General features: G+C 67.8%; 21 protein-coding genes and 1 pseudogene. 7 read left to right on the forward strand and 15 right to left on the reverse strand.

The features are described from left to right. The 3 genes and pseudogenes from ACJH6H_RS23585 to ACJH6H_RS23595 all read right to left on the reverse strand — a co-directional run. Nucleotides 1–284: pseudogene (locus tag ACJH6H_RS23585) on the reverse strand (HNH endonuclease); the annotation flags it as partial. A gap of 138 nt (nt 285–422) precedes the next feature. Continuing rightward, entirely contained in the window at nt 423–1,748 is a 1,326-nt protein-coding gene (locus ACJH6H_RS23590) for an AarF/ABC1/UbiB kinase family protein (protein ID WP_212811962.1), read from the reverse strand. A 43-nt stretch (nt 1,749–1,791) separates the two neighbouring features. Further along, nucleotides 1,792–2,943 carry a M24 family metallopeptidase gene (locus ACJH6H_RS23595; protein WP_406775933.1) on the reverse strand — a complete coding sequence of 384 codons (1,152 nt, stop codon included), beginning with the start codon at nt 2,941–2,943 and terminating at the stop codon, nt 1,792–1,794. A gap of 52 nt (nt 2,944–2,995) precedes the next feature. On the opposite strand from ACJH6H_RS23595, the gene ACJH6H_RS23600 reads away from it, so the two are divergent. Then, complete coding sequence (locus ACJH6H_RS23600) at nt 2,996–3,946, forward strand: 5'-3' exonuclease (protein ID WP_212811963.1); 951 nt, start codon at nt 2,996–2,998, stop codon at nt 3,944–3,946. Nucleotides 3,947–4,103: 157 nt separating this feature from the next. On the opposite strand, the gene ACJH6H_RS23605 is transcribed toward ACJH6H_RS23600, so the two are convergent. After that, nucleotides 4,104–4,847, reverse strand: coding sequence for a DUF4333 domain-containing protein (locus ACJH6H_RS23605; RefSeq protein ID WP_212811964.1), 744 nt, complete (start codon nt 4,845–4,847; stop codon nt 4,104–4,106). Nucleotides 4,848–4,989: 142 nt separating this feature from the next. On the opposite strand from ACJH6H_RS23605, the gene ACJH6H_RS23610 reads away from it, so the two are divergent. After that, nucleotides 4,990–5,868: an MBL fold metallo-hydrolase gene (locus ACJH6H_RS23610; protein WP_318985930.1), complete on the forward strand. Its 879-nt coding sequence runs from the start codon at nt 4,990–4,992 to the stop codon at nt 5,866–5,868. A gap of 11 nt (nt 5,869–5,879) precedes the next feature. Here ACJH6H_RS23610 and ACJH6H_RS23615 read toward each other — a convergent pair whose 3' ends face one another. From ACJH6H_RS23615 to ACJH6H_RS23645, 7 genes are all read right to left on the reverse strand, one after another. Continuing rightward, nucleotides 5,880–8,669, reverse strand: coding sequence for an RNA helicase (locus ACJH6H_RS23615; protein ID WP_346415711.1), 2,790 nt, complete (start codon nt 8,667–8,669; stop codon nt 5,880–5,882). Further along, nucleotides 8,653–9,540 (reverse strand): twin-arginine translocase subunit TatC, encoded by an 888-nt coding sequence (gene tatC, locus ACJH6H_RS23620; protein WP_244872591.1) that lies wholly within the window; start codon nt 9,538–9,540, stop codon nt 8,653–8,655. Before tatC ends, ACJH6H_RS23615 begins: the two co-directional genes overlap by 17 nt. 133 nt (nt 9,541–9,673) lie before the next feature. Beyond that, entirely contained in the window at nt 9,674–9,931 is a 258-nt protein-coding gene (tatA, locus tag ACJH6H_RS23625; protein WP_020100720.1) for a Sec-independent protein translocase subunit TatA, read from the reverse strand. A gap of 31 nt (nt 9,932–9,962) precedes the next feature. Then, a complete protein-coding gene (locus ACJH6H_RS23630) occupies nt 9,963–10,943 on the reverse strand; it encodes a YafY family protein (protein WP_212811968.1) in 981 nt (326 codons plus the stop codon). After that, complete coding sequence (locus ACJH6H_RS23635; RefSeq protein ID WP_212811969.1) at nt 10,940–11,935, reverse strand: YafY family protein; 996 nt, start codon at nt 11,933–11,935, stop codon at nt 10,940–10,942. The genes ACJH6H_RS23630 and ACJH6H_RS23635 overlap by 4 nt, the downstream gene beginning before the upstream one ends. A gap of 69 nt (nt 11,936–12,004) precedes the next feature. Further along, nucleotides 12,005–13,363, reverse strand: a complete 1,359-nt coding sequence (pafA, locus tag ACJH6H_RS23640; protein WP_212811970.1) for a Pup--protein ligase — start codon at nt 13,361–13,363, stop codon at nt 12,005–12,007. Nucleotides 13,364–13,416: 53 nt separating this feature from the next. Next, a complete protein-coding gene (locus tag ACJH6H_RS23645; protein WP_212811971.1) occupies nt 13,417–13,983 on the reverse strand; it encodes a TetR/AcrR family transcriptional regulator in 567 nt (188 codons plus the stop codon). 111 nt (nt 13,984–14,094) lie between these two features. Between ACJH6H_RS23645 and ACJH6H_RS23650 the strand changes: the two genes are divergently transcribed. Beyond that, entirely contained in the window at nt 14,095–14,931 is an 837-nt protein-coding gene (locus ACJH6H_RS23650; RefSeq protein ID WP_212811972.1) for an alpha/beta hydrolase, read from the forward strand. A 70-nt stretch (nt 14,932–15,001) separates the two neighbouring features. On the opposite strand, the gene ACJH6H_RS23655 is transcribed toward ACJH6H_RS23650, so the two are convergent. Next, nucleotides 15,002–15,208, reverse strand: a complete 207-nt coding sequence (locus ACJH6H_RS23655; protein WP_212811973.1) for a hypothetical protein — start codon at nt 15,206–15,208, stop codon at nt 15,002–15,004. Nucleotides 15,209–15,382: 174 nt separating this feature from the next. Here ACJH6H_RS23655 and ACJH6H_RS23660 point away from each other — a divergent pair, with 174 nt between their 5' ends. After that, nucleotides 15,383–16,075, forward strand: a complete 693-nt coding sequence (locus ACJH6H_RS23660) for a cupin domain-containing protein (protein ID WP_212811974.1) — start codon at nt 15,383–15,385, stop codon at nt 16,073–16,075. A gap of 7 nt (nt 16,076–16,082) precedes the next feature. Here the strand turns inward: ACJH6H_RS23660 and ACJH6H_RS23665 are convergent, their stop codons facing one another. Beyond that, nucleotides 16,083–16,352 (reverse strand): metal-sensitive transcriptional regulator, encoded by a 270-nt coding sequence (locus tag ACJH6H_RS23665; protein ID WP_212811975.1) that lies wholly within the window; start codon nt 16,350–16,352, stop codon nt 16,083–16,085. A 55-nt stretch (nt 16,353–16,407) separates the two neighbouring features. Then, nucleotides 16,408–17,589: an NAD(P)/FAD-dependent oxidoreductase gene (locus ACJH6H_RS23670; RefSeq protein WP_212811976.1), complete on the reverse strand. Its 1,182-nt coding sequence runs from the start codon at nt 17,587–17,589 to the stop codon at nt 16,408–16,410. A gap of 438 nt (nt 17,590–18,027) precedes the next feature. Between ACJH6H_RS23670 and ACJH6H_RS23675 the strand changes: the two genes are divergently transcribed. Both ACJH6H_RS23675 and ACJH6H_RS23680 read left to right on the forward strand, forming a co-directional pair. After that, nucleotides 18,028–18,459, forward strand: coding sequence for an MmpS family transport accessory protein (locus tag ACJH6H_RS23675; RefSeq protein ID WP_212811977.1), 432 nt, complete (start codon nt 18,028–18,030; stop codon nt 18,457–18,459). Further along, a complete protein-coding gene (locus tag ACJH6H_RS23680) occupies nt 18,456–21,302 on the forward strand; it encodes an RND family transporter (protein ID WP_212811978.1) in 2,847 nt (948 codons plus the stop codon). Before ACJH6H_RS23675 ends, ACJH6H_RS23680 begins: the two co-directional genes overlap by 4 nt. Here the strand turns inward: ACJH6H_RS23680 and ACJH6H_RS23685 are convergent, their stop codons facing one another. Continuing rightward, the gene (locus ACJH6H_RS23685; RefSeq protein ID WP_212814859.1) at nt 21,303–22,838 is read right to left on the reverse strand and encodes a PucR family transcriptional regulator; all 1,536 of its coding nucleotides are present in this window, start codon (nt 22,836–22,838) and stop codon (nt 21,303–21,305) included. A 142-nt stretch (nt 22,839–22,980) separates the two neighbouring features. Here ACJH6H_RS23685 and ACJH6H_RS23690 point away from each other — a divergent pair, with 142 nt between their 5' ends. After that, nucleotides 22,981–24,411, forward strand: a complete 1,431-nt coding sequence (locus ACJH6H_RS23690) for an aminobutyraldehyde dehydrogenase (protein WP_212811979.1) — start codon at nt 22,981–22,983, stop codon at nt 24,409–24,411. Nucleotides 24,412–24,416: the final 5 nt, after the last annotated feature.

The raw sequence follows: 24,416 nt of genomic DNA on the forward strand, positions 1-24,416 counted from the left end.
CGCACCCTCCGGCGGGCCTCCTCCCGGCTGATCCGCAACCGCACATGCAACACCTCAGGCCAATCCTTGGCCCCGATGTCTTTGGCCGTGGCCTGGGTCTGTGCGGCCGCCAAAATTTGGTGATCGACGGCCTCGGCCGCACACCTCAACGTTTCCCGGCGGGACTGCAACTCCAACAATGTCGGCACATCCAGACCGGTGTAGTCCAAGGCCGCGAGCCGCGCATGCGCCGCCTCGTAGGCGGCGTACGCCTCCTCGACAGCGGCCGGATCGGTCAATCCCATACATCGAACACTAGTTCGAATCACCGACAAGTTTCCGCAGTTTGGGACGCCTGTGCCGAAAGTGACCAATGAGGTCAAACATCTTGCCCAGCAAGGTGTTCCACCAGCCGCAACGACTCCGGAGTTACCGCGCGATCTTCAGTCCTCGTGAAAGCCGGGCACCCACTTGTCGACGATCTCGGCGTAGTTGATGGTCGCGTCCAGCTGTGCGGCAATCCCGAGTAGACCGCCGAGCACCCGGAACATCATCAGATAGTTGGGCGGCAGATTCAGCTGGCGGCTGGTCTTGAAAGTGGCGGCGAACTGCTCGCTGCGGATGTCCGCGGCGGTGGCGGCGATGCCCTGCAGCCATCTGCGGCTGAAGTGGAAGCTCTCGTGGCGCAACGGCTCGATGTACGGCAGCAGATAAGCGTTGATCTCTTCGTGCGAGACGGTGGCCCCGGCGGGGATGAAGCCTTCCTCGCGCAGATACGCCGTCATCTCCTCCCACTTCTCGTCGCGCGCGAGCCGCAGGATGGGGCCGGTCGCGCGCGGCAGACCGCCTTCGTGAACCGCAACGGCACCGAAGTCCATGACACCGAACCGGCCGTCGTCGAGCAGCATGAAATTGCCGGGATGGGTGTCCACGTGGAGCAGCCCGCAGCGGTACGGAGCACTGATGGTGACCTCCAGCAGCAGGTGCGCGCACCGGTTGCGTTCGTCTTCCGTGCCACCCGCGATGATCTCGGAGAGCTTGCGGCCCTCCATCCATTCGGTGATGACGACCTTCGGTGACGACGCGACGACCGCCGGGACGTAGAACTGCGGGTCCCCCGCGAAGGCCTTGGCGAACGCCCGCTGATAGTCCGCCTCGATGCGGTAGTTCAGTTCCTCCTCGGTGCGCTCGATGAGCTCGTCGATGATGCTCTTGACGTCGGCGCCCGGAACCACCTGCTTGAACAGTGTGGTCAGCATGCGCAGCGTCTTGAGGTCGGCGCGCACGGCCTCATCGGCGCCCGGATACTGCACCTTGACCGCAACGCGGCGGCCGTCGCTCCACACCGCGCTGTGCACCTGCCCGATGCTGGCGGAGGCGACGGGCGTGTCGTCGAACGACTGGAAACGCTCACGCCACTTGGTGCCCAGCTGGGCATCGAGCACGCGGTGCACCTTTTCGGCGGGCAGCGGCGGGGCGTCGCTCTGGAGCTTGGTCAGGGCCTCGCGGTAGGGCTCGGCATACGCCGGCGGGATCGCGGCCTCCATGACCGAAAGTGCTTGCCCCAGCTTCATGGCCGCGCCCTTGAGCTCCCCCAGCACCTGAAAGAGCTGTTCGGCGGCCTTCTCGACGAGCTCGGCGTTGACGTCCTCTTTCGACTTGCCGGCCATGCGCTTGCCGACGCCCAGGACGGCGCGGCCCGCGATCCCGGCAGGAAGGGTTGCCAGCTTGGCGGCACGTCCCGTGCGGCCACGGCGGATTTCAGCCATGGCCTCGATCTTGGCTTTCTTAGCCGATCTTGACAACAGCCCGCTACGAAACCGGGACAACCACCAGATCGTGCGGCCGGTTGTTCATCGACACACAGCCGTCGTCGGTGACGACGACGATGTCCTCGATCCGGGCGCCCCAGTGCCCGGCGAAGTACACACCGGGCTCGACGCTGAACGCCATGCCGGGCTCGAGCGGCAATGCGTTGCCCGCCACGATGTACGGCTCCTCGTGGACCGAAAGGCCGATGCCGTGACCGGTGCGGTGGACGAACACCTCGGCCAGCCCTTCGGCGGCCAGCACGTCGCGGGCCGCGGCGTCGATCTGCTCGGCCGTCATCCCGGGCCGGACCGCGGCCACCGCCGCGGCCTGCGCCCGCTGCAGCACCGAATACTGTTGTGCCACCGCGGGATCGGGCTCGCCGATGCTGTAGGTCCTGGTGCAGTCCGAGTTGTAGCCGGGCTCGACGGGCCCGCCGATGTCGACGACGACGATGTCCCCCACCTGCAATTCACGGTCCGAGCATTCATGGTGCGGGTCGGCACCGTTCGGTCCGGAGCCGACGATGATGAATGCCACCTCCGAATGCCCTTCGGCGACAATCGCTTCGGCGATGTCCGCGGCGACGTCGGCCTCGGTGCGGCCCGGCTTCAGGAATTCGGGCACCCGCGCGTGGACGCGGTCGATGGCTGCGCCCGCCTTCGTCAGGGCGTCGATCTCACTGGCGTCCTTGATCATTCGCAACTGCCGCAGCACGTCGGTGGCGAGTACCGGCACCGCGCCGAGCACCGATGCCAGCGGCAGCAGGTGCAGCGCGGGCATCGCGTCGGTCACCGCGACGGCACTGCCCGGCAGCGCCGCGGCGACCAGCGCGTAGGGGTCGTCGCCGTCGACCCAATCCTGCACCGCCAGGCCCAGTTCCAGGATCGCCGACTCCTTCAGCGACGCCAGTTCCAGCCGCGGCACCACGACCGTCGGCGTCGAACCGTCGGCGGGCACCACGAGTGCCGTCAACCGCTCGAATGTCTGCGCCCGCGACCCCACCAGATACCGGAGGTCGTACCCCGGGGTGATGACGAGTCCCGCCAGGCCGGCGGCCTGGGCGGCCGCGGCGGCCGAGCGCAGACGCGCGGCATAGACGTCGGTGTTGAATCGACCTGCTGTCACATTCCCCGTCACTTCGCTCGCCCGCATAGCAATAGGCTAGTGCGATGCCGACCGACATCCGCGACAGGCGGGCCTGAGCATGAACCAGCCGATCCTCCTGCTCGACGGAGCCAGCATGTGGTTCCGGTCGTACTTCGGGGTGCCGTCCTCGATCACCGCGCCGGACGGCCGCCCCGTCAACGCGGTCCGCGGCTTCATCGACAACATCGCGGCCCTGGTCACCCAGCACCGTCCCGGCCGCCTGGTGGTGTGCCTGGATCTGGATTGGCGGCCGCAGTGGCGCGTCGACCTGATCCCGTCCTACAAGGCGCACCGCGTGCTCGAGGAGAACCCGGACGGCGAGCCCGATATCGAGGAGGTGCCCGACGATCTGACACCCCAGGTCGCCGTGATCATGGAGCTGCTCGACGCTTTCGGCATCGCCACCGCGGGCGCACCAGGTTTCGAGGCGGACGACGTGCTGGGCACGCTGGCGACCCGGGAACAGACCGACCCCGCGATCGTGGTGAGCGGTGACCGCGACCTGCTGCAGCTGGCCAGTGATGACGGACCTGGAATCAGGGTGTTCTATATCGGCCGCGGCCTGGCCAAGGCGGTGCTGTACGGGCCTGCCGAGGTCGCCGGGACCTACGGCGTCCCGCTGGATCGCGCGGGCGCGGCATACGCCGAACTCGCCCTGATGCGCGGCGACGCGTCCGACGGTCTGCCGGGCGTCGCCGGCATCGGCGAGAAGACGGCGGCAACCCTGCTGCAGACCTACGGTTCACTGGCCGCCATCGAGGCGGCCGCCCAGGACCCGACCTCCAAAATGGCTGCGGCGCAACGCAAGAAAATCCTGGCCGCGGCGGACTACATCACGGCCGCGCTGCCCGTCGTCCTCGTCGCGACCGATGCGCCGGTGTCCCTGTCGACGGAGTCCGACGCCCTGCCGCTCGCGGCCCGCGACCCGCAGCGCGTGGCCGACCTGGCCGGAAAGTACGGCATCACCAATTCCATCGCGCGGCTGCAGAAGGCGCTCGACAAGCTGTAATCCGCCGGTTCATGCGACGAGTGTGCCGTCAGATCGCAGATCTGCTCGGTGGGGCGATCCAGCCGCACGCTCGACGGCGTAAACGACTCAGGCCGGAACCCTCGTGTCACATATGACGTAGAGGTTCCGGCCTGGGCCTGGTGAGAGTTGAGTGGAACTACTTCGGGCGGCCGACCTCGTAGGTGCCCTTGTCGTCCTTGAAGGTGACCTTGACGGTGCGCTTGGTGCCGTCGATGTTCACGTCGCAGTCGAACGTCTGCCCGGACTTGACCTCAGGGTCGGTGCCATTGTTGCACTTGACGTCCTTGACGTTCTTGGCGCCGTAGCCGTTGGTCTCGTCGGTCAGAATCTTCTGCACGCCCGACTGCGCGGCGTTGATGTCGAGCTTGGTGGTGACGAAGAAGCCCGGCCACAGGAAACCGAGGACACCGACGACCGCGACGACAACCGCGGCCACGACCCCACCGATGATCATCAGCGTCTTGCTGCTGGCCTTCTTGGCAGCCGGGGCGCCGAACTGCTGGTCGAACTGCTGACCCGCGGCACCCTCACCGAACTGCGGCTGGCCGTACTGACCCGGCTGGCCGTACTGGGGCTGACCGTACTGACCCGGCTGGCCGTACTGCGGCTGACCGTAGGCGCCCTGCTGCGGGTAACCCTGCTGCGGGTAACCGGGGTACTGCTGCTGGGGGTAGCCCGGAACCTGCTGTGCCCCAGGCTGCGCGGCGCCCGGCTGCACCGCCGGGTACTGCTGCTGGTACTGCTCCGGGTTGTAGGCCGGCTGCTGCCCCCACGCCGGGGCGGCAGTGGTCGGCTGCTCGGCGCCGGACGCCGGCTGACCCCAAGCGGGCTGCTGACCTTGCCACTGCTGTGACGGATCAGTTCCCTCTGGACCGCTCATCGTCTCTCCCTCGGTGCTCTACTGCCCGGACGTCATCCGAGCTGCTGGTCAACCACACTACCGGTGTCACCGTTCCTGGATGACCCGCACGCGGGGCGCGTGTCTGGGCATCACCTGGCACGGCCGGCCTTAGTCTCGCGGTATGACGGACCGAATCCGGCTCGGCAACGCCGTCTTGACGCGCGTCGCGGAAACCCAGGTGCAAATCCCCACCACGCTGTGGCCGTCGACACCGCCGGAGGCCTGGCACGCCGAGGCCGAGCTGCTGGCGCCGCGATTCTGGAACCCCGAGACCGACCTGTTCCGGATCGCGATCCAGAGCTGGGTGCTGCAGGTGGACGGGCTGACCATCGTCATCGACACCGGCGCGGGCAATGACCGGCACCGGCCGCACATGCTGCCGCTCGACCACCTCGACACGCCATTCCTCGACAACATGCGGGCCGCGGGCATCGACCCGGCCGACGTCGACGTCGTCCTCAACACGCACCTGCACACCGATCACGTCGGCTGGAACACCCAACTGGTCGACGGCGCCTGGGTGCCCACCTTCCCCAACGCCCGCTACCTGATGCCGGAGGCCGACTACCGGTTCTTCGCGCCCGACAACCCCGAGACCACCGACGAGATGCGAACGGTGTTCGAGGACAGCGTCATCCCGGTGGCCGACCAGACCGTGCAGTTCTCCGGCGACCATCAGCTGAGTGACTCGGTGTGGCTGCGCCCGGCCCCCGGCCACACGCCCGGATCGTCGGTGCTGTGGCTCGATGCCGGCAAGCCGGCGGTGTTCGTCGGCGACCTGACGCACTGTCCGATCCAGATTCCCCGGCCGGATGATCCGTGCGCTTTCGACGTCGACGCGGCCGAGGCGACCGTCACCCGCAAGCGGGTGTTCACCGAGGCATCGCGGCGCCGGGCGGCCGTGGTGCCGGCGCACTACGCCGGCCATGGCGGCGCCACCATCGTGGCGCGCGGCGACCGGTTCATGGTCGACGACTGGCTGGATCTCGGCCTGGCCTGAGGCGCGGCAGGTCACATGGTGTCGATGGCGACGACGCCGCGACGCACGGCCCCGATGGCACGTTTGGCCGTGACCCTCAGCTGCGGCGCCGGCGCAGCGAGCCGCACCTGGTCCAGCAGGTCCAGCACCTGACGGCACCACCGCACGAAATCACCTGCGGGAAGCGCATTTCCGTTGCCGTTGTCGGACATCAACAGCGCCGCGGTCAGGTCGCCATAGGTCGCCCAGCTGTACATCGCCGCGGCGAACCCGGCGTCGGGTTCCCTGCTGAACGGCAACCGGTGCCGGCGCTCGTCGCCCCGGATGTCGGTCCACAACCTGCGGGTCTTGGCCAGTGCCCGTCGCACCTCGTCGGTGACCTGCTCGGAGCCCGGCGGTACCGACGGGCCGTCACCGCGCGATTCGAACAGCACCGCCGAGACGACGGCAGCCAGTTCGGCAGGGTTCAGGTCATCCCACACCCCGCCGCGCAGGCATTCGGCGACCAGAAGGTCACTCTCGCTGTAGATCCGGGCCAGCAGCCGTCCGTCTTCGGTCACCGCCGGCTCGCCTTCGGCGCCTTCGATGAAGCCCCGCTCGCTCAACAGCGACACGATGCGGTCGAAGGTGCGGGCCAGGGAGTTGGTGGCCGCCGCGACCTTCTGCTGGGTCTGGTCGTTGTCGCGTTCGATGCGCAGGTAGCGCTCGGCGGCGCGCACTCTGGCCTCGCGGTCGGGCAGTTGGTGCGCGGGGTGACGGCGCATCTGTTCCCGCAGGCCGGCCAGCTCCGGGTCGATGTCCGGCGTCGCCTCGGCGGATCCGCGACTGCGCCGCACCGACGGCACGTCGAGCGCTTCGGCCGCCGACAGCAGGGCCGACGCCAGGTCACGGCGCACCTTGGGTTGCCGGTGTTCCACCCGCTTGGGCAGCGACATGCTGCCCAGGCGCTGCGACGTCCCCGCGTAGTCGGCCGCGGAAATCCTTCCCGCCCAACGGTGTTCGGTCAGCACCAGCGGGCGGGGATCGTCTGCGTCGTACGCCGGCTCCAGCACCACGGCCAGCCCGCTGCGGCGGCCCAGGCCGATGGCGATGACGTCGCCACGCTTCAGCGCGGCCAGCGCGTCGTTGATGCCCTTGCGCCGCGTCAGGCGACCGGCCCGGGATTGCGCCCGTTCGCGTTCGGTGATGCGCGCCCGCAGCCGGGCGTACTCGAGCACCGACTCCCAGTCGTCCCCCTGCTCGGCTGCGATCTCGGCGAGCATCCGCTCACCGCGCCTGATGCCGCGCACCAGCCCGGTGACCGACCGGTCGGCCTGGTACTGCGCGAACGACTGCTCGAGCAGCCGGTGCGCCGCAGCCGGCGTCATGTGCTGCACCAGGTTGATAGTCATGTTGTACGACGGCGCAAAGGAACTGCGCAGCGGGAACGTTCGGGTCGACGCCAGGCCGGCGACCTGGGCCGGATCGGCCATCTCGTCGGTGGCGTGCCACAGCACCACGGCGTGGCCCTCGACGTCGATGCCGCGGCGCCCGGCGCGGCCGGTCAGCTGCGTGTACTCCCCCGGCGTCAACGGGGCATGCTGCTCGCCGTTGTACTTGACCAGCCGTTCCAGCACCACGGTGCGGGCGGGCATGTTGATGCCCAAAGCCAGTGTCTCCGTGGCGAAGACGGCCTTCACCAGGCCGGCCGTGAACAGCTCCTCGACGGTGTGCCGGAACACCGGCAGCAAGCCGGCGTGGTGGGCAGCCAGGCCGCGCAGCAGGCCTTCGCGCCACTCGTGGTAGTCGAGCACCGCCAGATCGGACTCGGCCAGATCGGCGCAGCGCCGGTCGACGATCTCGGCGATCCGCTCGCGCTCGGCCTTGTTGGTCAGCCGCACCGCGGACCGCAGACACTGTTTGACCGCGGCGTCGCACCCGGCGCGGGAGAACACGAACGTGATGGCCGGCAGCAGGCCGGCCTGGTCGAGCGTGCCGATGACGTCGGGACGGCTCGGTGGCCGGTACATGGCAGGCCGGCCCCGGTGCCCGTCGCGGCCGCGCCCGCGGGGCTGCCAGTCCATCAGCCGGTCCGCCTCGCGGCGATGCGCGATGTGCCGCAACAACTCCGGGTCGACGCGCGCCTTGCCCTTGGCTCCCGATGTCCCCTTCGACAGGTCGAACAGATCGAACAGCCGCTTGCCGACGAGCATGTGCTGCCACAGCGGCACCGGGCGGTGTTCGTCGACGACGACGGTCGTGTCACCGCGAACCGTCTGAATCCAGCCGCCGAACTCCTCGGCGTTGCTCACGGTCGCCGACAGGCTGACCAGCCGGACCTCGTCGGGCAGGTGCAGGATCACTTCCTCCCACACCGCGCCGCGCATGCGGTCGGCCAGGAAGTGGACCTCGTCCATCACGACGTACGCCAGGCCGTGCAGCGCGTGCGAATCGGCGTACAGCATGTTGCGCAGCACTTCGGTGGTCATCACGACGATGTCGGCGTCACCGTTGATCGCCTGGTCACCGGTGAGCAGGCCGATACGTTCGGCGCCGTAGCGGGCCACGAGATCGTTGTGCTTCTGGTTGCTCAGCGCCTTGATCGGGGTGGTGTAGAAGCACTTGCGCCCGGCCGCCAGCGCCAGATGTACCGCGAATTCGCCGACGACGGTCTTGCCGGCGCCGGTCGGGGCGCACACCAGGACGCCGCGCCCGTTCTCGAGCGCCACGCAGGCCTCGGTCTGGAACGGGTCAAGCGTGAACGACAGACCGGCGGCGAAGTCGCGGAGCTGTGGCCCCGGTTCGGCCGGAGTCACGTCCTGCGGGTCAGGTGGCGTCGTCATCGATGGTCAGCCGGGTCGGGGTGGGCACGGCAGCCGGCGCATCGATGGGCTCGACCGACCCGATCGGGGCGGCCTCGTCGTCGGGAACGGCCTGGGCTTCGAGCTCGGCCTCGCGCCGGGCCTTGCGCCGGTCGTGCAGCCGCGCCACCTGGATCGACATCTCCAGCAGCACGGTGAGCGCGAGCGACAGTGCCAGCATCGAGAACGGATCGGAGCCGGGCGTCACGAACGCCGCGAACACGAACAGGCCGAAGATCAGCCCGCGGCGCCAGGCCTTGAGCTTCTCGTAGGTGAGCACCCCGACCAGGTTCAGCATGATGATCAGCAGCGGGAACTCGAAGCTGATGCCGAACACGATCAGCAGGTTGATCAGGAAGCCGAAGTACTGCTCACCGGACAGCGCGGTGATCTGTACGTCGCTGCCGACGGTCAACAGGAACGACAGGGCCGTGGACAGCACCACGTAGGCCAAGATCGAACCGGACACGAACAGCAGCGCGCCGACGCCGACGAACAACGACGCGAAGCGCCGTTCCTTCTTGTAGAGGCCCGGGGTGATGAACGCCCAGATCTGGTAGAGCCACACCGGGCAGGCCAGGATGATGCCCGCCGCCATACCGACCTTCAGACGCAGCATGAACTGGTCGAAGGGCGCGGTGGCCAACAGCCGGCACTCCCCGTCCGGCGCAATGGATGCCCGCGACGACGCCGGCAGCGAGCAGTACGGGCCGCGCAGCCAGTCACCGAGGCTGGGGAATCCGAAGAAGCTGTGGCCGTACCAGAGAAAGCCGACGACGGTCGTCAACAGGACCGCGATGACCGCGATCAGCAGCCGGGTCCGGAGCTCCTCGAGGTGATCGACGAGCGACATGGTGCCGTCAGGATTGACCCGCGACCGTCGGCGGCGCGGGTCGAGCTTTCGGAAAATTGCGGTTACTGGCACGTGAGTGTGAAAGACGCCGACCGCCGCGTGCGCTGGGCCCGCGGCGGGATCACGGCAAAGGTCAGGCCGGGTGCTTGTCCGCGGCGTCCGGCGCCGCCTGCGGTGCGGGTGCCGGGTTCTCGACGCGCTCAGCAGTGATGGGACGCGGCGCAGGCTGCTGCTCCGTCGTACCGTCCGACTGCATCTCCTTCAACTCGGACTTGAAGATGCGCATCGACTTACCGAGCGAACGCGCGGCGTCCGGCAGCTTCTTCGCGCCGAAGAGCAGCACGAACACCGCGATGACGATCAACCAGTGCCACGGTTGCAAACCGCCCAATTTGGGTCACCTCCAGAAGTTGAGGCCGAGTCTACTCGCCAGGGCCGGGTTCATACGCCGCCAGCGCCGCTACCGCGGACTCCCGCACGCGGTCGGCGAGTTCGGGCGGGTCCAGCACGCGGACCGCCGAACCGAAACCGAGGACGAACCGGGCCATCCAGTCGGTCGACGCGTAACTCATGGTGGCTTCCCAGCTGCCGTCGGGAATCTCGCGCTGCACCGCCAGCGGGTAGTAGTCGAACATCCACGCCGCGGACTCGTCGATCAGCAGCGTCGCCACCGGGAGTGTCGGGTCCGCGGTCTCCGCGGAGAACAGCGACGTGTCCGGTCCGGCCTGCACCGCGGGTGCCGGCGGCGCGGCGGGTTCGTCCAGCGCGGTGGCGTCGACGACGCGGTCGAAGCGGAACAGCCGCACCCCCTCGGCGGTGCGGCACCACGCCTCGAGGTAGCTGTGGTCACCGATCAGGGCCACCCGGATCGGGTCGACGACGCGCTGCGAGACGGTGTCGTGCGAAGCGGAGTAGTACTCGAGGGACAACGCCCGCTTGTCGCGCACCGCGGCCCGCACCGTCGCCGTCGCCTTGTTCTCGACGTCGCCGGTGACGTCCGGGGCCGGCACCGCCGCGGCCGTCGCGCCGGCGGTCCCGGCAGCGGCCTCGATCTTGGCGATCACGCTGCGCGCCACGTCGGGATCCACCACACCGGGTACGTCGACCAGCGCGCGCAGCGCCATCAGCACACCGGTGGCCTCCGGCGACGTCAGCCGCAGTGCGCGGTCCATGCCCGCGGAAAAGATCACCTCGATGGTGTCGCCCTCGAAGTCGAGGTCGATCAGTTCCCCGGGGCCTCCGCCGGGCAGCCCGCAGACGAACAGCTGCCAGAGGTCGGCTTCCAGCTGCTTGCGTGTCACGCCCAGATCAGCGGCGGCCTTGGTGTGGCTGACCCGCGGATTGGCCTGGAAATACGGGACCATGTTCAACAGCCGCACGAGGCGGGTGGATACGTTGCTCACTTGTGAAGGCTCTCCCCCGCCTGCGCACGCAACCGTCCGATCACGTTGTCCCGCAAAGATTTCGGCTCCAGCGCGACCGCGTCGGCGCCGTAGCCGGCGATCTCCCGGGCCAGCCGGTCGACCATGCCGATGTCGACGACGATCTCGTCGCCGCTGCGCCCGCCGCGCGTGCTGGGTGAGGAGCTGACGGCCTGCCGGCGCAACGCCGTCGCCCGCCCCTCGGCGACCCAGATCCGGGCCTGCTCGCCGGCCGGCCACTCGGAGACCGCACGGTGCACGATGTCCCGCAGGTTGACGCCCTCGGGCCGGGTGACGGCGTGGTCGGGTCCGACGGCGCGCACCTCACCGGCGATGCGCGACACCCGGAAGGTGCGCGCGTCGTTGCGGTCGCGGTCGTGACCGACGACGTACCACCGGCCGCGGTAGGTGACCACGCCCCAGGGCTCGAGGGTGCGGTCGACGTACGGCGAACTCCGATTGGGACGGTGCGCGAACTGCACGGCACGGCCGGAGTCGATGGCCGACAACAGAATTCCCAGGGCCTCCTCGGAACCGCGCAGCCCCTGCGTGGTTCCGGTGGTGATCGCGACGCCCGCGTCGGGCGCGTCGACGTCCACGCCCGCGGCCCGCAGCTTGAGCAGCGCGCTCTGCGTGGCGGTGACCATCTCCTGCGATTCCCACAGCTGGGTGGCGATCGCGACGACGGCGCGCTCGTCGCCCGTCAGCTCGACGGGCGGCAGCTCGTAGGCGGTGCGGTTGATGCGGTAGCCGTCATTGACGTCCATCATCGAGGCGCGCCCGGTCTCCAGTGGGATGCCGAGGTCGCGCAGCTCGTTCTTGTCGCGCTCAAACATCCGGGAGAACGCCTCGTCGGTCGGCGGGTCCTGGTAGCCCGTGACGTTGGCCCGGATCTGCTCTGCGGACAGGTAGCTACGGGTGGACAGGAGCGCAATGACGAGGTTCATCAACCGCTCAACCTTGGACGTCGCCACGTCCAACAGACTAAGTGGTTGCTGTGCGCCACCCGGTTACCGGCGCGCCCGCGGTGACGGACGCGCCCGTCACATGCTGGCGATCAGCCGGTTCACCCGCTCGTCGACCGACCGGAACGGGTCCTTGCAGAGCACCGTGCGTTGCGCCTGGTCGTTGAGCTTCAGGTGCACCCAGTCGACGGTGAAGTCGCGCCCGGCTTCCTGTGCGGCGGTGATGAATTCGCCGCGCAGCTTGGCCCGGGTGGTTTGCGGCGGGGTGTTGACCGCCGCGTCGATCTCCTCGTCGGTGGTGACGCGGGCGGCCAGGCCCTTGCGCTGCAACAGATCGAACACGCCGCGTCCGCGCTTGATGTCGTGGTAGGCCAGGTCCAGCTGCGCGATCTTGGGGTCGGACAGCTCCATGCTGTAGCGATCCTGGTAGCGCTGGAACAACTTCCGCTTGATCACCCAGTCGATCTCGGTGTCGACCTTGGCGAAGTCCTGGCTCTCGACGGCGTCGAGCTGGCGGCCCCACAGGTCGACGACCTGCTCGAGCTGCACGTTGGGCTCGCGGGTCTGCAGGTAATCGACGGCGCGCGAATGGTATTCGCGCTGGATGTCCAGCGCCGAGGCCTGCCGCCCGCCCGCCAGCCGCACGGCGCGCCGGCCGGTCAGGTCATGGCTGACCTCACGGATGGCCCGGATCGGGTTGTCCAGCGAGAAGTCCCGGAACGGCACGCCCGCCTCGATCATCTCCAGCACCAGCGAGGCGCTGCCCACCTTGAGCATGGTGGTGGACTCGCACATGTTGGAGTCGCCGACGATGACGTGCAACCGGCGGTACTTCTCGGCGTCGGCGTGCGGCTCGTCGCGGGTGTTGATGATGGGCCGTGACCTGGTGGTCGCGCTGGAGACACCCTCCCAGATGTGCTCGGCGCGCTGGCTCAGACAGAACGTCGCGGCCTTCGGCGTCTGCAGCACCTTGCCCGCGCCGCAGATCAGCTGGCGGGTGACCAGGAACGGCAACAGCACGTCCGAAATCCGGGAGAACTCCCCGGCCCGCACGATCAGGTAGTTCTCGTGGCAGCCGTAGGAGTTGCCCGCCGAGTCGGTGTTGTTCTTGAACAGGTAGATGTCGCCGCCGATGCCCTCGTCGGCGAGCCGCTGCTCGGCGTCGACCAGCAGATCTTCGAGCACGCGCTCACCCGCGCGATCGTGGGTGACCAGCTGCGCGAGGTTGTCGCATTCGGCGGTCGCGTACTCGGGGTGGCTGCCCACATCGAGGTACAGGCGTGCACCGTTTCGCAAGAAGACGTTGGAACTGCGGCCCCACGACACCACTCGCCGGAACAGATACCGCGCTACCTCGTCAGGGCTGAGCCGGCGGTGACCATGAAAAGTGCAGGTCACGCCAAACTCGGTCTCGATTCCCATGATCCGTCGCTGCACACAATCGAGCTTACGGGTTGGGCATGGGTATTAGGTGGGCAACAGGCCGCGCATCACCGAGAGATACCCGCGGCCTGCCGGGCGGCCCGGACGAAGGCGGTCTGGGTCGAGTCGATTCCGTCGAGGTATCCGCCGACCAGCGCGGCGTCCCGCAGCAGCACGAGCGATGCCGCGACCTGCTCGGCGTCGTCGCAAGCGCCGGCCGCGTCCTGCAGCGCACCGCGAAACCAGTTGCGGTGCCGGGCGATGAGTTGCCGCACCGGACTGTCCGGCGCGGGGTACTCGGCGGCGGCGTTGATGAACGGACAACCGCGGGTGTGGTACCTCGCGATGTCTTCGGCGATGCCGTCGATCACCAGCTCGAGCATGTCGGCATCCGGGCCGGCGGTGGCCGCGGCGTCGCGGAAGTAGCCGCGGATGGTCTCGTCCTCGAGCCCGAGGTACGCCTCGACGAGCCCTTCCTTGCCCTTGAAGTGGCGGTACATGGTGGCGCGCGTGACGCCCGCCGCGGCGAGTATCCGGTCGACGCCGACGGCGTGGATTCCTTCGCGATAGAACAGCTCCGCCGCGACCCGCAGCAGCCGCTCGCGTGGTCGCAGAGCCGCTTCGGCACTGTCCATGACCCCAGCGTACTCGCGAGCTAGAACGTTCTTTCTGATTTCGGGAACACATCCCGCGCGTCGCCGGTTACAGAGGCAGAACGACCGTTCTTTCTACTTTGAGGAGACGCCATGACCATCACCCGGACCGAACAGGCCGACATCGACCGCGCCAACCGCACCGGACGGCAGCCCGTCGTGTTCGTACACGGCCTGTGGCTGCTGCCGAACAGCTGGGACAGCTGGCGGACGTTGTTCGAGGAACAGGGTTTCGTGACCCTCGCCCCCGGTTGGCCCGACGATCCGGCGACAGTGGAGGACGCCCGTCGCGATCCGTCGGTGTTCGCCCGCAAGAGCATCGGTGACATCACGCAGCACTACGTCGACGTCATCGGCGCACTCGACCGCAAGCCGATCGTCATCGGCCACTCGTTCGGCGGATTGATCACCCAGAAGCTGGCGGGCCTCGGCCTGGCCAAGGTCGCGGTCGCGATCGATCCCGCGCCGTTCCGCGGCGTGCTGCCGCTGCCGATCGCGGCCCTGCGCTCGGCGTTCCCCGTCCTCGGCAACCCGCTCAACCGTGACCGCGCGGTCGCCTTGACCCCCAAGCAGTTCCGGTTCGGGTTCGGCAATGCCGTGTCCGAAGAGGAGTCGGCAAAGCTGTACGAGAACTACTCGGTCGCCGGCTCGGGCCTGCCGCTGTTCCAGGCCGCCACCGCCAACTTCCATTCGAGCACCGAGGCCAAGGTCGACACCCGGAATCCGGAACGTGGTCCGCTGCTGATCATCTCGGGCGAGAAGGACCACACCGTGCCGTGGGCCATCGCCAACGCGTCGTACAAGCGGCAGCAGAAGAACCCGAACGTCACCGAGATCGTCGAAATCCCGGGACGCGGCCACTCCCTCGTCATCGACAGTGGGTGGCGCGACGTCGCCGCCACCGCACTGGATTTCGTCCGGCGCTTCTGACACATCCAGAAACGGCTCCGTCCGCCACCCGAGGTGGGTGGCGGACGGAGCCGTGCCGGTTCGGCGGGGATCAGAACGACGTATCCAGGTAGCCGGCGCTCTGGTTGGCCTCGTCATGGTTGGAGAAGTGCTCGCCCAACACGTACGACGAGTGCGGGTCGGTTCCGTTGGGGATCAGCGGATCGGTGTCGGCGCTGGCGATCGGCGCCAGCAGGAGGGCACCGGCAATACCGGCCACGGCCATTGCGGGAGCGATGAACTTGATCGGGTTCTTCATGATCGGTGCGCTTTCTGTCGAAGGGCTCGTCCGCTTTCGGACTGCCTCAATCGTCGGCCCTGACCAGGCAAAAGTCGCTACCGCAGGCATCAATTCCGTATTGCAGCCAGCAGGAAGACGCGGTTGGGTGCCAGCGCTGACGACAACGGCCCGGACGCCGGTGAATCTGTCCACATGATGATCAATCGACGGACGATGCTCGGCGGTGCGGGCGCAGTCGGGGTTGCGGCGATCGCCGGCGCCGGCGCCGACCGCGCGTTCTCAACCCCTCTGCCCCGCAAGGAAACTCAGGAAAACACCATGACCGACAACGCCGCCCGGTTCGGCAACCCGCGCATCCCGGCCGAGCTGAACACGGCACAGCCGCACATGTTCCACCTCGGCGCCCTGGCGCCCACCCAGTTCGAGGGCGGCACGCTGCGCCAAGCCTACGAAGGCAATTGGCCGATACTCACCGGACAGGAAGCCAGCGTGGTGATGGTCACCCTGGAGCCCGGTGGCATCCGGGAACCGCACTGGCACCCCAGCGCCTGGGAGATCAATGTCATCACCAGCGGTGTGGCGACCTGGACCCTGCTCGATCCGATGGGGCACTCCGAGCAGTTCGAGGCCAACGTCGGCGACGTGGTGTTCGCGCCGCAGGGCTCACTGCACTACTTCGAGAACAAGGGCACCCAGAATCTGAGTCTGCTGATCGTGTTCAACGCCAGCACCCAGGAGGGCGAAGACGACATCGGCATCGGAGCGTCCATCAGCAAGCTGCCGCCCGATGTTCTCGGCGCCGTGTTCGGCGTTCCCGCAGACACTTTCACCAAGTTCAAGAAGATCGACCAGTCGCTCACCATCATCAAGCGGCCGGCCCACTGAGCCGGCCTCACGCCAGCGACAGGAACAGCTTCTCCAACTCGGCCTCGGTCATCGGGTCACGGCCCTCCGCGGCGTTGCCGGCCAGGCACTCGCGGAGGCCCGTGGCGACGATCTTGAATCCCGCCCGGTCGAGTGCCTTCGACACCGCCGCGAGCTGCGTGACGATGTCCTTGCATTCGCGGCCCTGCTCGATCATCGAGATGACACCGGCCAGCTGTCCCTGCGCGCGGCGCAACCGGGCCAGAACGGCGGCCATGGCCTCTTCATCGCCGACCATGTCGCACCTGCCTTTCCTTGGTTCACGGTCCGAGCCCGCTATACCCCTCAGGGTATCAGCGGCCGGCCGGGACGGCAGCGCGCTCCCACAGCGCCCGCCACTCGTTCTCTTCGGTCTGCTTGTCGCGGTGGAGCAGTTCGGACGGCTCGGTCAGATGGATCGTCGGGTGCGGCGTCGCAAAGAAGTTGCCCTTGCCCTGCGCCGAGACATGGCCGCCGACGTCGATGTAGCAGTAGCCCTCGCCCGACATCGCCGCACCGTCGCCGACCCGCCCGAGGTAGCGCAGCGCGTTGCGGGCCGCCGCCCTCGCCCCGTTCTTCGCGAAGATCGCCGCCTTGGGCAGCGGTCGCCCCGACTCGGCGGTCACGGCGGCCGCGTCACCGATGGCGAAGATGCCCGGGTACCCGGTGGCCATCTCGGCGTCGACGGTGATCCAACCCGCGCCGTCGATCGTCACGGCCGGCTCGTGGGGCGGGACGAACACCAGGAGATCGAACTCGGTGGCGGTGCCGTCGGCGAAGTGGATCACCTTGTGCTCGGCGTCGATGCGCTCGACGGCATGCTCGCCATGGAAGCCGATGTCGTTGGCGCCCAGCATCTCCACCAGTTCCAGCCCGGCGTACGGCCCTGCCGAGGGCATGGGCTGCTTCTCCGGGGTGTACACCGCGATGTCGGTGGCCTCCCGGTGACCGTTGTCCCGCAACAGGTCCGCGGCCAGCAGCGCACCCTCGTAGGGGGCGACCGGACAGCGGTACGGCAACGAGGTGACCAGGAAGACGAGCCTGCCACCGGAGAACTGCTGCAACGCGGCGTGCGCGGCCGCGGCAGCCTCGGCGCTGTAGTAGTGCACAGCGGACCCGGCATCGACGGAATCACGCAGCCCCGGCACCTTGTCGATGACGTTGCGGGCACCGGTGGCGATGATCAATGCGTCGAACCCGATCTCGTCGCCGTCGGCCAGCGTCACGACGCGAGCCGAATGATCGATGTCGGCAACGGTCCCGGTGACGGTGTTGACGCCGCGCAGGGCGGAGACCGTGGGCTCGATGGGCACGCTGCCCTCCTCGCGCCAACCGCGCAGTACCCAGGGCAGGGTGAAGCCTAGGAAGTGCGAGAAGTCCTCGTCGACGATGGTCAGGTCGAGATCGTCAAGGGCCACTCCGGATTCGGCGAGTTCCTTGATGACCGACAGACCGCCGATACCGGCGCCGAGGATGACGAGCTTCGTGTCTTTCACGTTCCTACCTCCAGAACTTCATGCGGGACGGTCGATCGGATTTGGGGTGCCCGTCGCACCACTGGCCGGCGGGTACCGTGGCCTTGACGGCGTCGACGTGCATCCCACAGCCCGACCAGGTGGTCTTGCCGCATTGCGAACAACGCTTGGCCTGGCACATGATTCACTCCCTCCGGTGGCCGCGCGGATGATCGAGCCGGTGAGCCATGTTGTGCTCCTTGGCGATTCGATCCGATCAGGCTCTCCGCCGCGGCTCGTACCATTCCTTCATAGCATGCCCCCTGGGGTATGCGCCAACGAACTTGTCGGAGATCTCACACTGACAGCCATACCCTAGGGGGTATGGTACGTTTGGCTTGATTCAATACCCCGAGGGGTATCGCATATTGCGCGTCCACGGGCTACAGCCTGCGTCGTGCGCTGTGAGGGGAGACAACGATGCCACCTGTCCTGGCGAGAATCTGGGTGCCTGCGGTGACCGTGGTCGCCGTCGCGCTGGGCGCGACGGCAGTCACGCAACTGCGCGGCGCGTTCGGCTCCGAACCGATCTTCACCGCCACCGGCCGCACTGCCGAGCCACTCGAGCCGACGCATGTCAAGCATGTGGTCTATGAGGTTTTCGGCCCCACCGGCACCGCGGGCAGCGTCAACTACCTCGATGAGAACGCCCAGCCGGTGCAGGCAAGTTTCGCCGCCCTGCCGTGGACCGTGGAGATCACCACGACCGCACCGGCGACGATCGCGAGCATCGTCGCGCAGGGCGACGGCGACCGGCTCGGATGTCGTATCACCGTGGATGGCGAGGCCCGCCAGGAGCAGTCCGCCCTCGGGCGTGATGCCCAGACCTCGTGTCTGGTCAAGAACGCATGAGCGCCAACAACAGTGACCACGACACCCGCCCGGCGTACATGCGATTCATCCGGCGGTTCGCCTGGCCCATCGTCATCGGCTGGCTGCTGCTCACCGTCGCCCTGAATGTCCTTGTGCCACAGATCGAGTCGGTGGCCCGCGAACACGCGGTGACGATGTCGCCGCAGGACGCCCCGGCTTTGATCGCCGCCAAGAAGATCGGTGCGACGTACCGCGAGTCGGATTCCGACAGCATCGCAATGGTCATCCTCGAAAGCGACGAGAAACTCGGCGACGAGGCCCACCGCTTCTACGACGGCCTGGTGCGGGCGCTGCGGGCCGATTCCGCGCACGTACAACACGTGCAGGACGTCTGGGGCGACCCGCTGACCTCCGCGGGCGTGCAGAGCCGCGACGGCAAGGCGGCGTACGTCCAGCTGAATCTCGCCGGCGACCAGGGCAGCACGCTGGGTAATGAATCGGTCGACCGCGTGCGGGAGATCGTCGAGCGGCAGACGCCGCCCCCGGGGCTGAAGGTCTACGTGACGGGGCCGGCGCCACTGACCACCGACATGAACGAGGCCGCCGACAAGAGCATGCTCACGATGATGGGCGTCACAGGCGTCGTGATCATCATCATGCTGGCCGTGGCCTACCGCTCCGCGAGCACTGTCGCGCTCGTGCTGGTGATGGTCGGTTTCGAGATGGGCACCGCAAGGGGCCTGGTCGCGCTGCTCGGCGACCACGGTCTGCTGAGCTTCTCGACATTCGTGGTCGCCATGCTGTCCTCGCTGGCCATCGCCGCGGGAACCGACTACGCCATATTCCTGGTGGGCCGCTACCACGAGGCCCGCCAAGCCGGACAGACCCCGGAAGCCGCCTACTACACCATGTTTCGCGGCACCGCCCACATCATCCTGGGTTCCGGCCTGACCATCGCCGGCGCGACGCTCTGCCTGCACCTGGCACGGCTGTCGTACTTCAAGGCGCTGGGCATCCCCTCCGCCCTGGGGCTCGTCGTGGTCGTTGCGGGCGCGTTGACCGCGGCGCCGGCCGTGGTGGCCGTCGCCACCCGCCGCGGCCTGCTCGAACCGAAACGGATGACCAAGACCACGGGCTGGCGACGCATCGGCACCGCCACCGTCCGCTGGCCGGCGCCGATCTTCGTCGCGTCCCTACTGGTCGCGCTCGTCGGAATCATGTTCATGCCCAGCATGAAACTGAGCTTCGACGACCGCTTCTACATCCCTCGCGACCTGCCGTCGAACGTCGGATACGACGCCGCCGAGCGCCACTTCAGCGCTGCCACGATGAATCCCGACATCCTGATGGTCGAGACGGATCACGACATGCGCAACAGCGCCGACATGATCATCCTGGACAAGCTGGCCAAGGACATCTTCAAGTTGCCCGGAATCGCGATGGTGCAGAGCATCACTCGCCCGTTCGGCGGGCCGACCGAACACACCTCCATCCCCTTCCAGGTCAGCGCCCAGTCCATCCCGATCCAGCAGAACCTCCGGATCATGAAAGACCGGATGGGCGACATCCTGAAGATGAGTGACGACCTAGGCGGCCTGATCGGACCGATGAAGCGCCTGCAGGCGTTGGTGGACCAGATGAGTGGCGCCACGGGGCACCTGGCGACGGACGTGCACGAAATGCACATCACCATGGGCGAACTGCGCGACCATCTGGCGGACTTCGATGACTTCGCCCGGCCGCTGCGCAACTACTTCTACTGGGAGCAGCACTGCAGCGACATCCCGGTCTGCGCGGCAACCAGATCGGTCTTCGACGCCATCGACAACGTCGACACGTTCAGTTCGGACATGGCCGCACTGGGCACCGACATGGACAGCACGGTCGCGCTGTTGCCACAGATGAGGGCCCAGTTCCCGCCCATGATCGCGACGGTGGAGTCCATGCGCGGCACGCTGCTCACATTGCACAGCAGCTTCTCCGGGCTGATCACCCAGATGTCCGCAATGACCGACACCGCCGGCGCCATGGGCCAGGCCTTCGACGCGTCCCGCAGTGGCGACTACTTCTACCTGCCACCGGAAGCCTTTGCCAATGCGGACTTTCAGCGCGGCCTCAAGCTGTTCCTGTCCCCCGACGGCAAGGCCGCGCGCTTCATCATCACGCACGCCGAAGATCCGGCCACCCCGGACGGCATCGCCGCGGTCCTGCCGACGCTCGAGACCGCGCATCAATCGGTGAAGGGATCGGCCCTCACCGGTGCCAAGTTCTACCTCGCCGGCACCGCCGCGATCTATCGAGACATCCAGTCGGGCTCGCAGTACGACCTGCTGATCGTCGGCACCGCCGCACTGACCCTGATCTTCGTCGTCATGCTGCTCATCACGCGGGCGCTGGTCGCATCGCTGGTCATCGTCGGCACCGTGCTGCTGTCCCTCGGTGCGGCGTTCGGACTCTCGGTGCTGGTGTGGCAGAACCTGTTGGGCCTCGAGTTGAACTGGATCGCACCGGTTTTCGGCCTGATCATCCTGCTGGCGGTCGGCTCCGACTACAACCTGCTGCTGGTCTCCCGGTTCCAGGAGGAAATCGGCGCCGGACTGAAAACCGGCATCATCCGCTCGATGGGCGAGACCGGCAGTGTCGTGACCACAGCCGGCCTGGTGTTCGCCTTCACCATGATGTCGATGGCCGCCAGCGATCTGAGCTCCATCGGTCAGGCCGGCACGACCATCGGACTCGGATTGTTGTTCGACACCTTGATCGTTCGGTCATTGATGACGCCGTCCGTCGCGGCGCTCCTCGGCCGGTGGTTCTGGTGGCCGCTGCGGCCCCGCCGCACGGCGGCGGCAACCGAGCAGCACTCCCCTGCGCCGGTGGGCTGATCAGTCGCCCGGCGTCCGCGCCAGGATCGCCAGCAGCAGTTCGGCGCGGACCCGGGCGATCGCGAGGTCGACGCCGAGCAGCGCCTCGGCGGTCTCGATGCGCTTGCGCATGGTGTGCCGATGCACGCCGACGGCCGCGGCCGCGGATTCCCAGTGGCCGTTGGCTTCCAGGAATGCACGCAGCGAGGTGAGCAATCCCGAACCGAACTCGGCGTCGTGGTCGAGGACCGGAGTCAGTACCGCCGCGCCGAGGGCAACCAGCACGTCGCGACTCTCCCCGAATGCCAGCAGCGCGCTGCCGGCCAGCGCCGAGAATTCGAGCGGAGGCCGGCCGCATTCGGCGACGGAGGCCGCCAACCGGGCGTTGTCGACGGCCTCGGCGAGCTTGGCCAGCGGCTGAATTCCGCTGAGCCCCAGGCGGATGGTCCGGCGCAACGACGCATCGATCCGGGACACCAGGGCAGCGGCGATCTCCTCGGCCTCCGCTCCCGGCAACAGCACCGCGAGCCACGTGTCGGCGCCGTGCACGAATGCGGGTTGACCCGCCTGGTCCAACTGCTCATGGATCGCCGCGCTCACCTTCTTGAGCAGGTTGGCGGTGTCGGCGTCGGCGTTCGTGTCCGAGTCCGCCTGCGCGACCAGCACCCTGATCCGGCCCCGGTGATCGGCGGCCTGCGACAGTTGCGCCCAGGCCGGTTCCAGGTTGGCCTCACCGGTGAGGATGAGGCCGAGCGCCTGCTCGTTGAGCCGCTGCTGCGCCTCCTTCAAGCGCACCGGTTTCTCGAAATCCAAGGCGAGCAACGAGTTTGCGTGGCCCAACAGCACCTGATCGACCGGACTCAATGCCGTTTCACTGACCACGCCGAGCACCCCGTGTGAACGGCCGCCGACGCGGATGGACTGCTGCGCGACGGTGACACCTTCGGCCAGCACCGCGACGGCCGACGCGGCCCCGGGCTCGATGGCATCACGCACCAGGTTGACCGTGGTGACGTTGAGATTGCGCGGGTGGGAAGCGATCACCGTGCCGGACGGATCCAGCACCACCACGCTGGCGCGCAGCGCTCGCCCCAGTTCGGCGGCAACCTCTTGCGGGCCACCACTGACGACAGCCCGGGTGATTCGCGGCTGTGCGCGGGACGCCCGCAGCACCGCGTCGTACTGCAGTGCCGCGATACGCGAGCTGACCCGCTGCACGACGGCCGCGAACGGCGTCCGCAGCGGAATCTCCAGCAGCGGCAGCCCCAACTCCTCCGCGGCGGACACCAGTTCTTCCGGCACCTCGTCGAAGGTCAGCCCGATACCGAATCCCACACCGGCGACGCCACTTTCGTGGAGGCGGCGGAGGTAGTCCCGCCGGTCGGCAGACGCCGGCGGCAGACTGATCCCGGTGGTCAGCACCAGCTCACCACCGGACAGCCATTTGGCCGGGTCGGCCAACTCGGTGGTCAGGACCAGACTGATCTCACCACCGACGCCGACGGCGCCGCCACGCAGCCGGATCCGCAGATCAGCTTGGTCCAGCACCCATCGCACCGGAACAGTCACCGCCTGAATGTACAGAATGTCGAAAAACTCCGCCGAAAATCCCCGGATTGTCCGATGCTGAGGGGTGTGTCCTGGCGCACACTAAGGCCGCCAGACACTTCTGAACTTCACGAGAGAGCGGCGGTACGAGATGCCCGACGGCCTACTGCAGAACTACATCGACGGCCAGTTCGTCGAATCGTCATCGTCGGAGACCATCGACCTGATCAGCCCCGTCGACGGCTCGGTGGTCGGGCAGGCTCCGGTATCGAACCGCGCCGACGTAGACGCCGCAGTGGCCGCCGCTGAGCGGGCCTTCGCCACCTGGGGCCGCACCACGCCCAGCGTGCGTCAGCAGGCACTGCTCAAGCTCGCGGACGCGATCGAGGCGCACAGTGACGAGATCGTCGAGGCACAGTGCCGCAACACGGGCCAACTCAAGTCGATGATCGCCGCCGAGGAAGTCGCCGTCAGTGCCGACCAGGTGCGATTCTTCGCGGGCGCCGCACGCATGGTCGAAGGGCTGTCCGCCGGCGAGTACCTGGAGGGCTTCACCTCCTACGTGCGGCGCGAGCCGATCGGCGTCGTGGGTCAGGTGACGCCGTGGAATTACCCGTTCATGATGGCGATCTGGAAGATCTGTCCGGCCCTGGCCACCGGCAACACCGTCGTCCTCAAGCCCAGCGACACCACCCCGGAGAGCACCTTGGTGCTGGCCCGCATCAGCAAGGGCATCCTGCCCGACGGCGTGTTCAACGTCGTCCTGGGCACCGGTGCGACGGGCGCCGAGTTGGTCGACCATCCGGCCATCGGACTGGTCTCCATCACGGGCTCGGTCCGCGCCGGCATCGCCGTGGCCTCGGCAGCCGCCCAGCAGCTCAAGCGCAGCCACCTCGAACTCGGCGGCAAGGCGCCCGCGGTGGTGTTCGGCGACGTCGACATCAAGAAGGCCGCAACGGGAATCGCCCAGGCCGCCTTCTTCAACGCCGGGCAGGACTGCACCGCGGCCACCCGCGCGATCGTCCACGAGTCCATCCACGACCAGTTCGTCGACGCCCTGGTCGAGGCCGCGCAGACGCTGCGCCCGGGCCTGCCCGATGACGCCGACGCGTTCTACGGGCCGCTGAACAACGTCAACCACTTCACGGCGGTCAGCCAGAAGATCGCCGCGCTGCCGGACCACGCCACCATCGTCACCGGCGGAAAGCAGCTGGGCGACAAGGGCTTCTATTTCGAACCGACCGTGATCACCGGCGTGCGCCAGGACGACCCCATCGTCCAGGACGAGACTTTCGGCCCCATCCTCACCGTGCAGTCGTTCAGCACCGACGAGGAGGCCATCGACTACGCGAACGACGTGCGCTACGCCCTGGCCTCGAGCGTGTGGACCAAGGACCACGCGACTGCGGAAAAGTTCAGCCGCGCACTTGATTTCGGTGCCGTGTGGATCAACTGCCACATCCCACTGGTGGCCGAGATGCCCCACGGCGGCTTCAAGTACTCCGGCTACGGCAAGGACCTGTCGATCTACGGCGTCGAGGACTACACCCGGATCAAGCACGTCATGAGCGCCCACGACTGATCCGT

The organism is Mycobacterium sp. SMC-21, assembly GCF_045310825.1.
Classification (GTDB): Bacteria; Actinomycetota; Actinomycetes; order Mycobacteriales; family Mycobacteriaceae; genus Mycobacterium.

What these genes read in the sequence shown, in the direction of transcription:
- ACJH6H_RS23690 (WP_212811979.1), top strand. Translation starts at nt 22,981, where the DNA reads ATGCCCGACGGCCTACTGCAGAACTACATCGACGGCCAGTTCGTCGAA.
- ACJH6H_RS23645 (WP_212811971.1), bottom strand. Translation starts at nt 13,983, where the DNA reads ATGGACAGTGCCGAAGCGGCTCTGCGACCACGCGAGCGGCTGCTGCGG.
- ACJH6H_RS23660 (WP_212811974.1), top strand. Translation starts at nt 15,383, where the DNA reads ATGATGATCAATCGACGGACGATGCTCGGCGGTGCGGGCGCAGTCGGG.
- ACJH6H_RS23610 (WP_318985930.1), top strand. Translation starts at nt 4,990, where the DNA reads ATGACGGACCGAATCCGGCTCGGCAACGCCGTCTTGACGCGCGTCGCG.
- tatC (WP_244872591.1), bottom strand. Translation starts at nt 9,540, where the DNA reads ATGTCGCTCGTCGATCACCTCGAGGAGCTCCGGACCCGGCTGCTGATC.
- ACJH6H_RS23605 (WP_212811964.1), bottom strand. Translation starts at nt 4,847, where the DNA reads ATGAGCGGTCCAGAGGGAACTGATCCGTCACAGCAGTGGCAAGGTCAG.
- ACJH6H_RS23595 (WP_406775933.1), bottom strand. Translation starts at nt 2,943, where the DNA reads ATGCGGGCGAGCGAAGTGACGGGGAATGTGACAGCAGGTCGATTCAAC.
- ACJH6H_RS23615 (WP_346415711.1), bottom strand. Translation starts at nt 8,669, where the DNA reads ATGACGACGCCACCTGACCCGCAGGACGTGACTCCGGCCGAACCGGGG.
- ACJH6H_RS23665 (WP_212811975.1), bottom strand. Translation starts at nt 16,352, where the DNA reads ATGGTCGGCGATGAAGAGGCCATGGCCGCCGTTCTGGCCCGGTTGCGC.
- ACJH6H_RS23680 (WP_212811978.1), top strand. Translation starts at nt 18,456, where the DNA reads ATGAGCGCCAACAACAGTGACCACGACACCCGCCCGGCGTACATGCGA.
- ACJH6H_RS23675 (WP_212811977.1), top strand. Translation starts at nt 18,028, where the DNA reads ATGCCACCTGTCCTGGCGAGAATCTGGGTGCCTGCGGTGACCGTGGTC.
- ACJH6H_RS23650 (WP_212811972.1), top strand. Translation starts at nt 14,095, where the DNA reads ATGACCATCACCCGGACCGAACAGGCCGACATCGACCGCGCCAACCGC.
- ACJH6H_RS23655 (WP_212811973.1), bottom strand. Translation starts at nt 15,208, where the DNA reads ATGAAGAACCCGATCAAGTTCATCGCTCCCGCAATGGCCGTGGCCGGT.
- ACJH6H_RS23590 (WP_212811962.1), bottom strand. Translation starts at nt 1,748, where the DNA reads ATGGCTGAAATCCGCCGTGGCCGCACGGGACGTGCCGCCAAGCTGGCA.
- ACJH6H_RS23600 (WP_212811963.1), top strand. Translation starts at nt 2,996, where the DNA reads ATGAACCAGCCGATCCTCCTGCTCGACGGAGCCAGCATGTGGTTCCGG.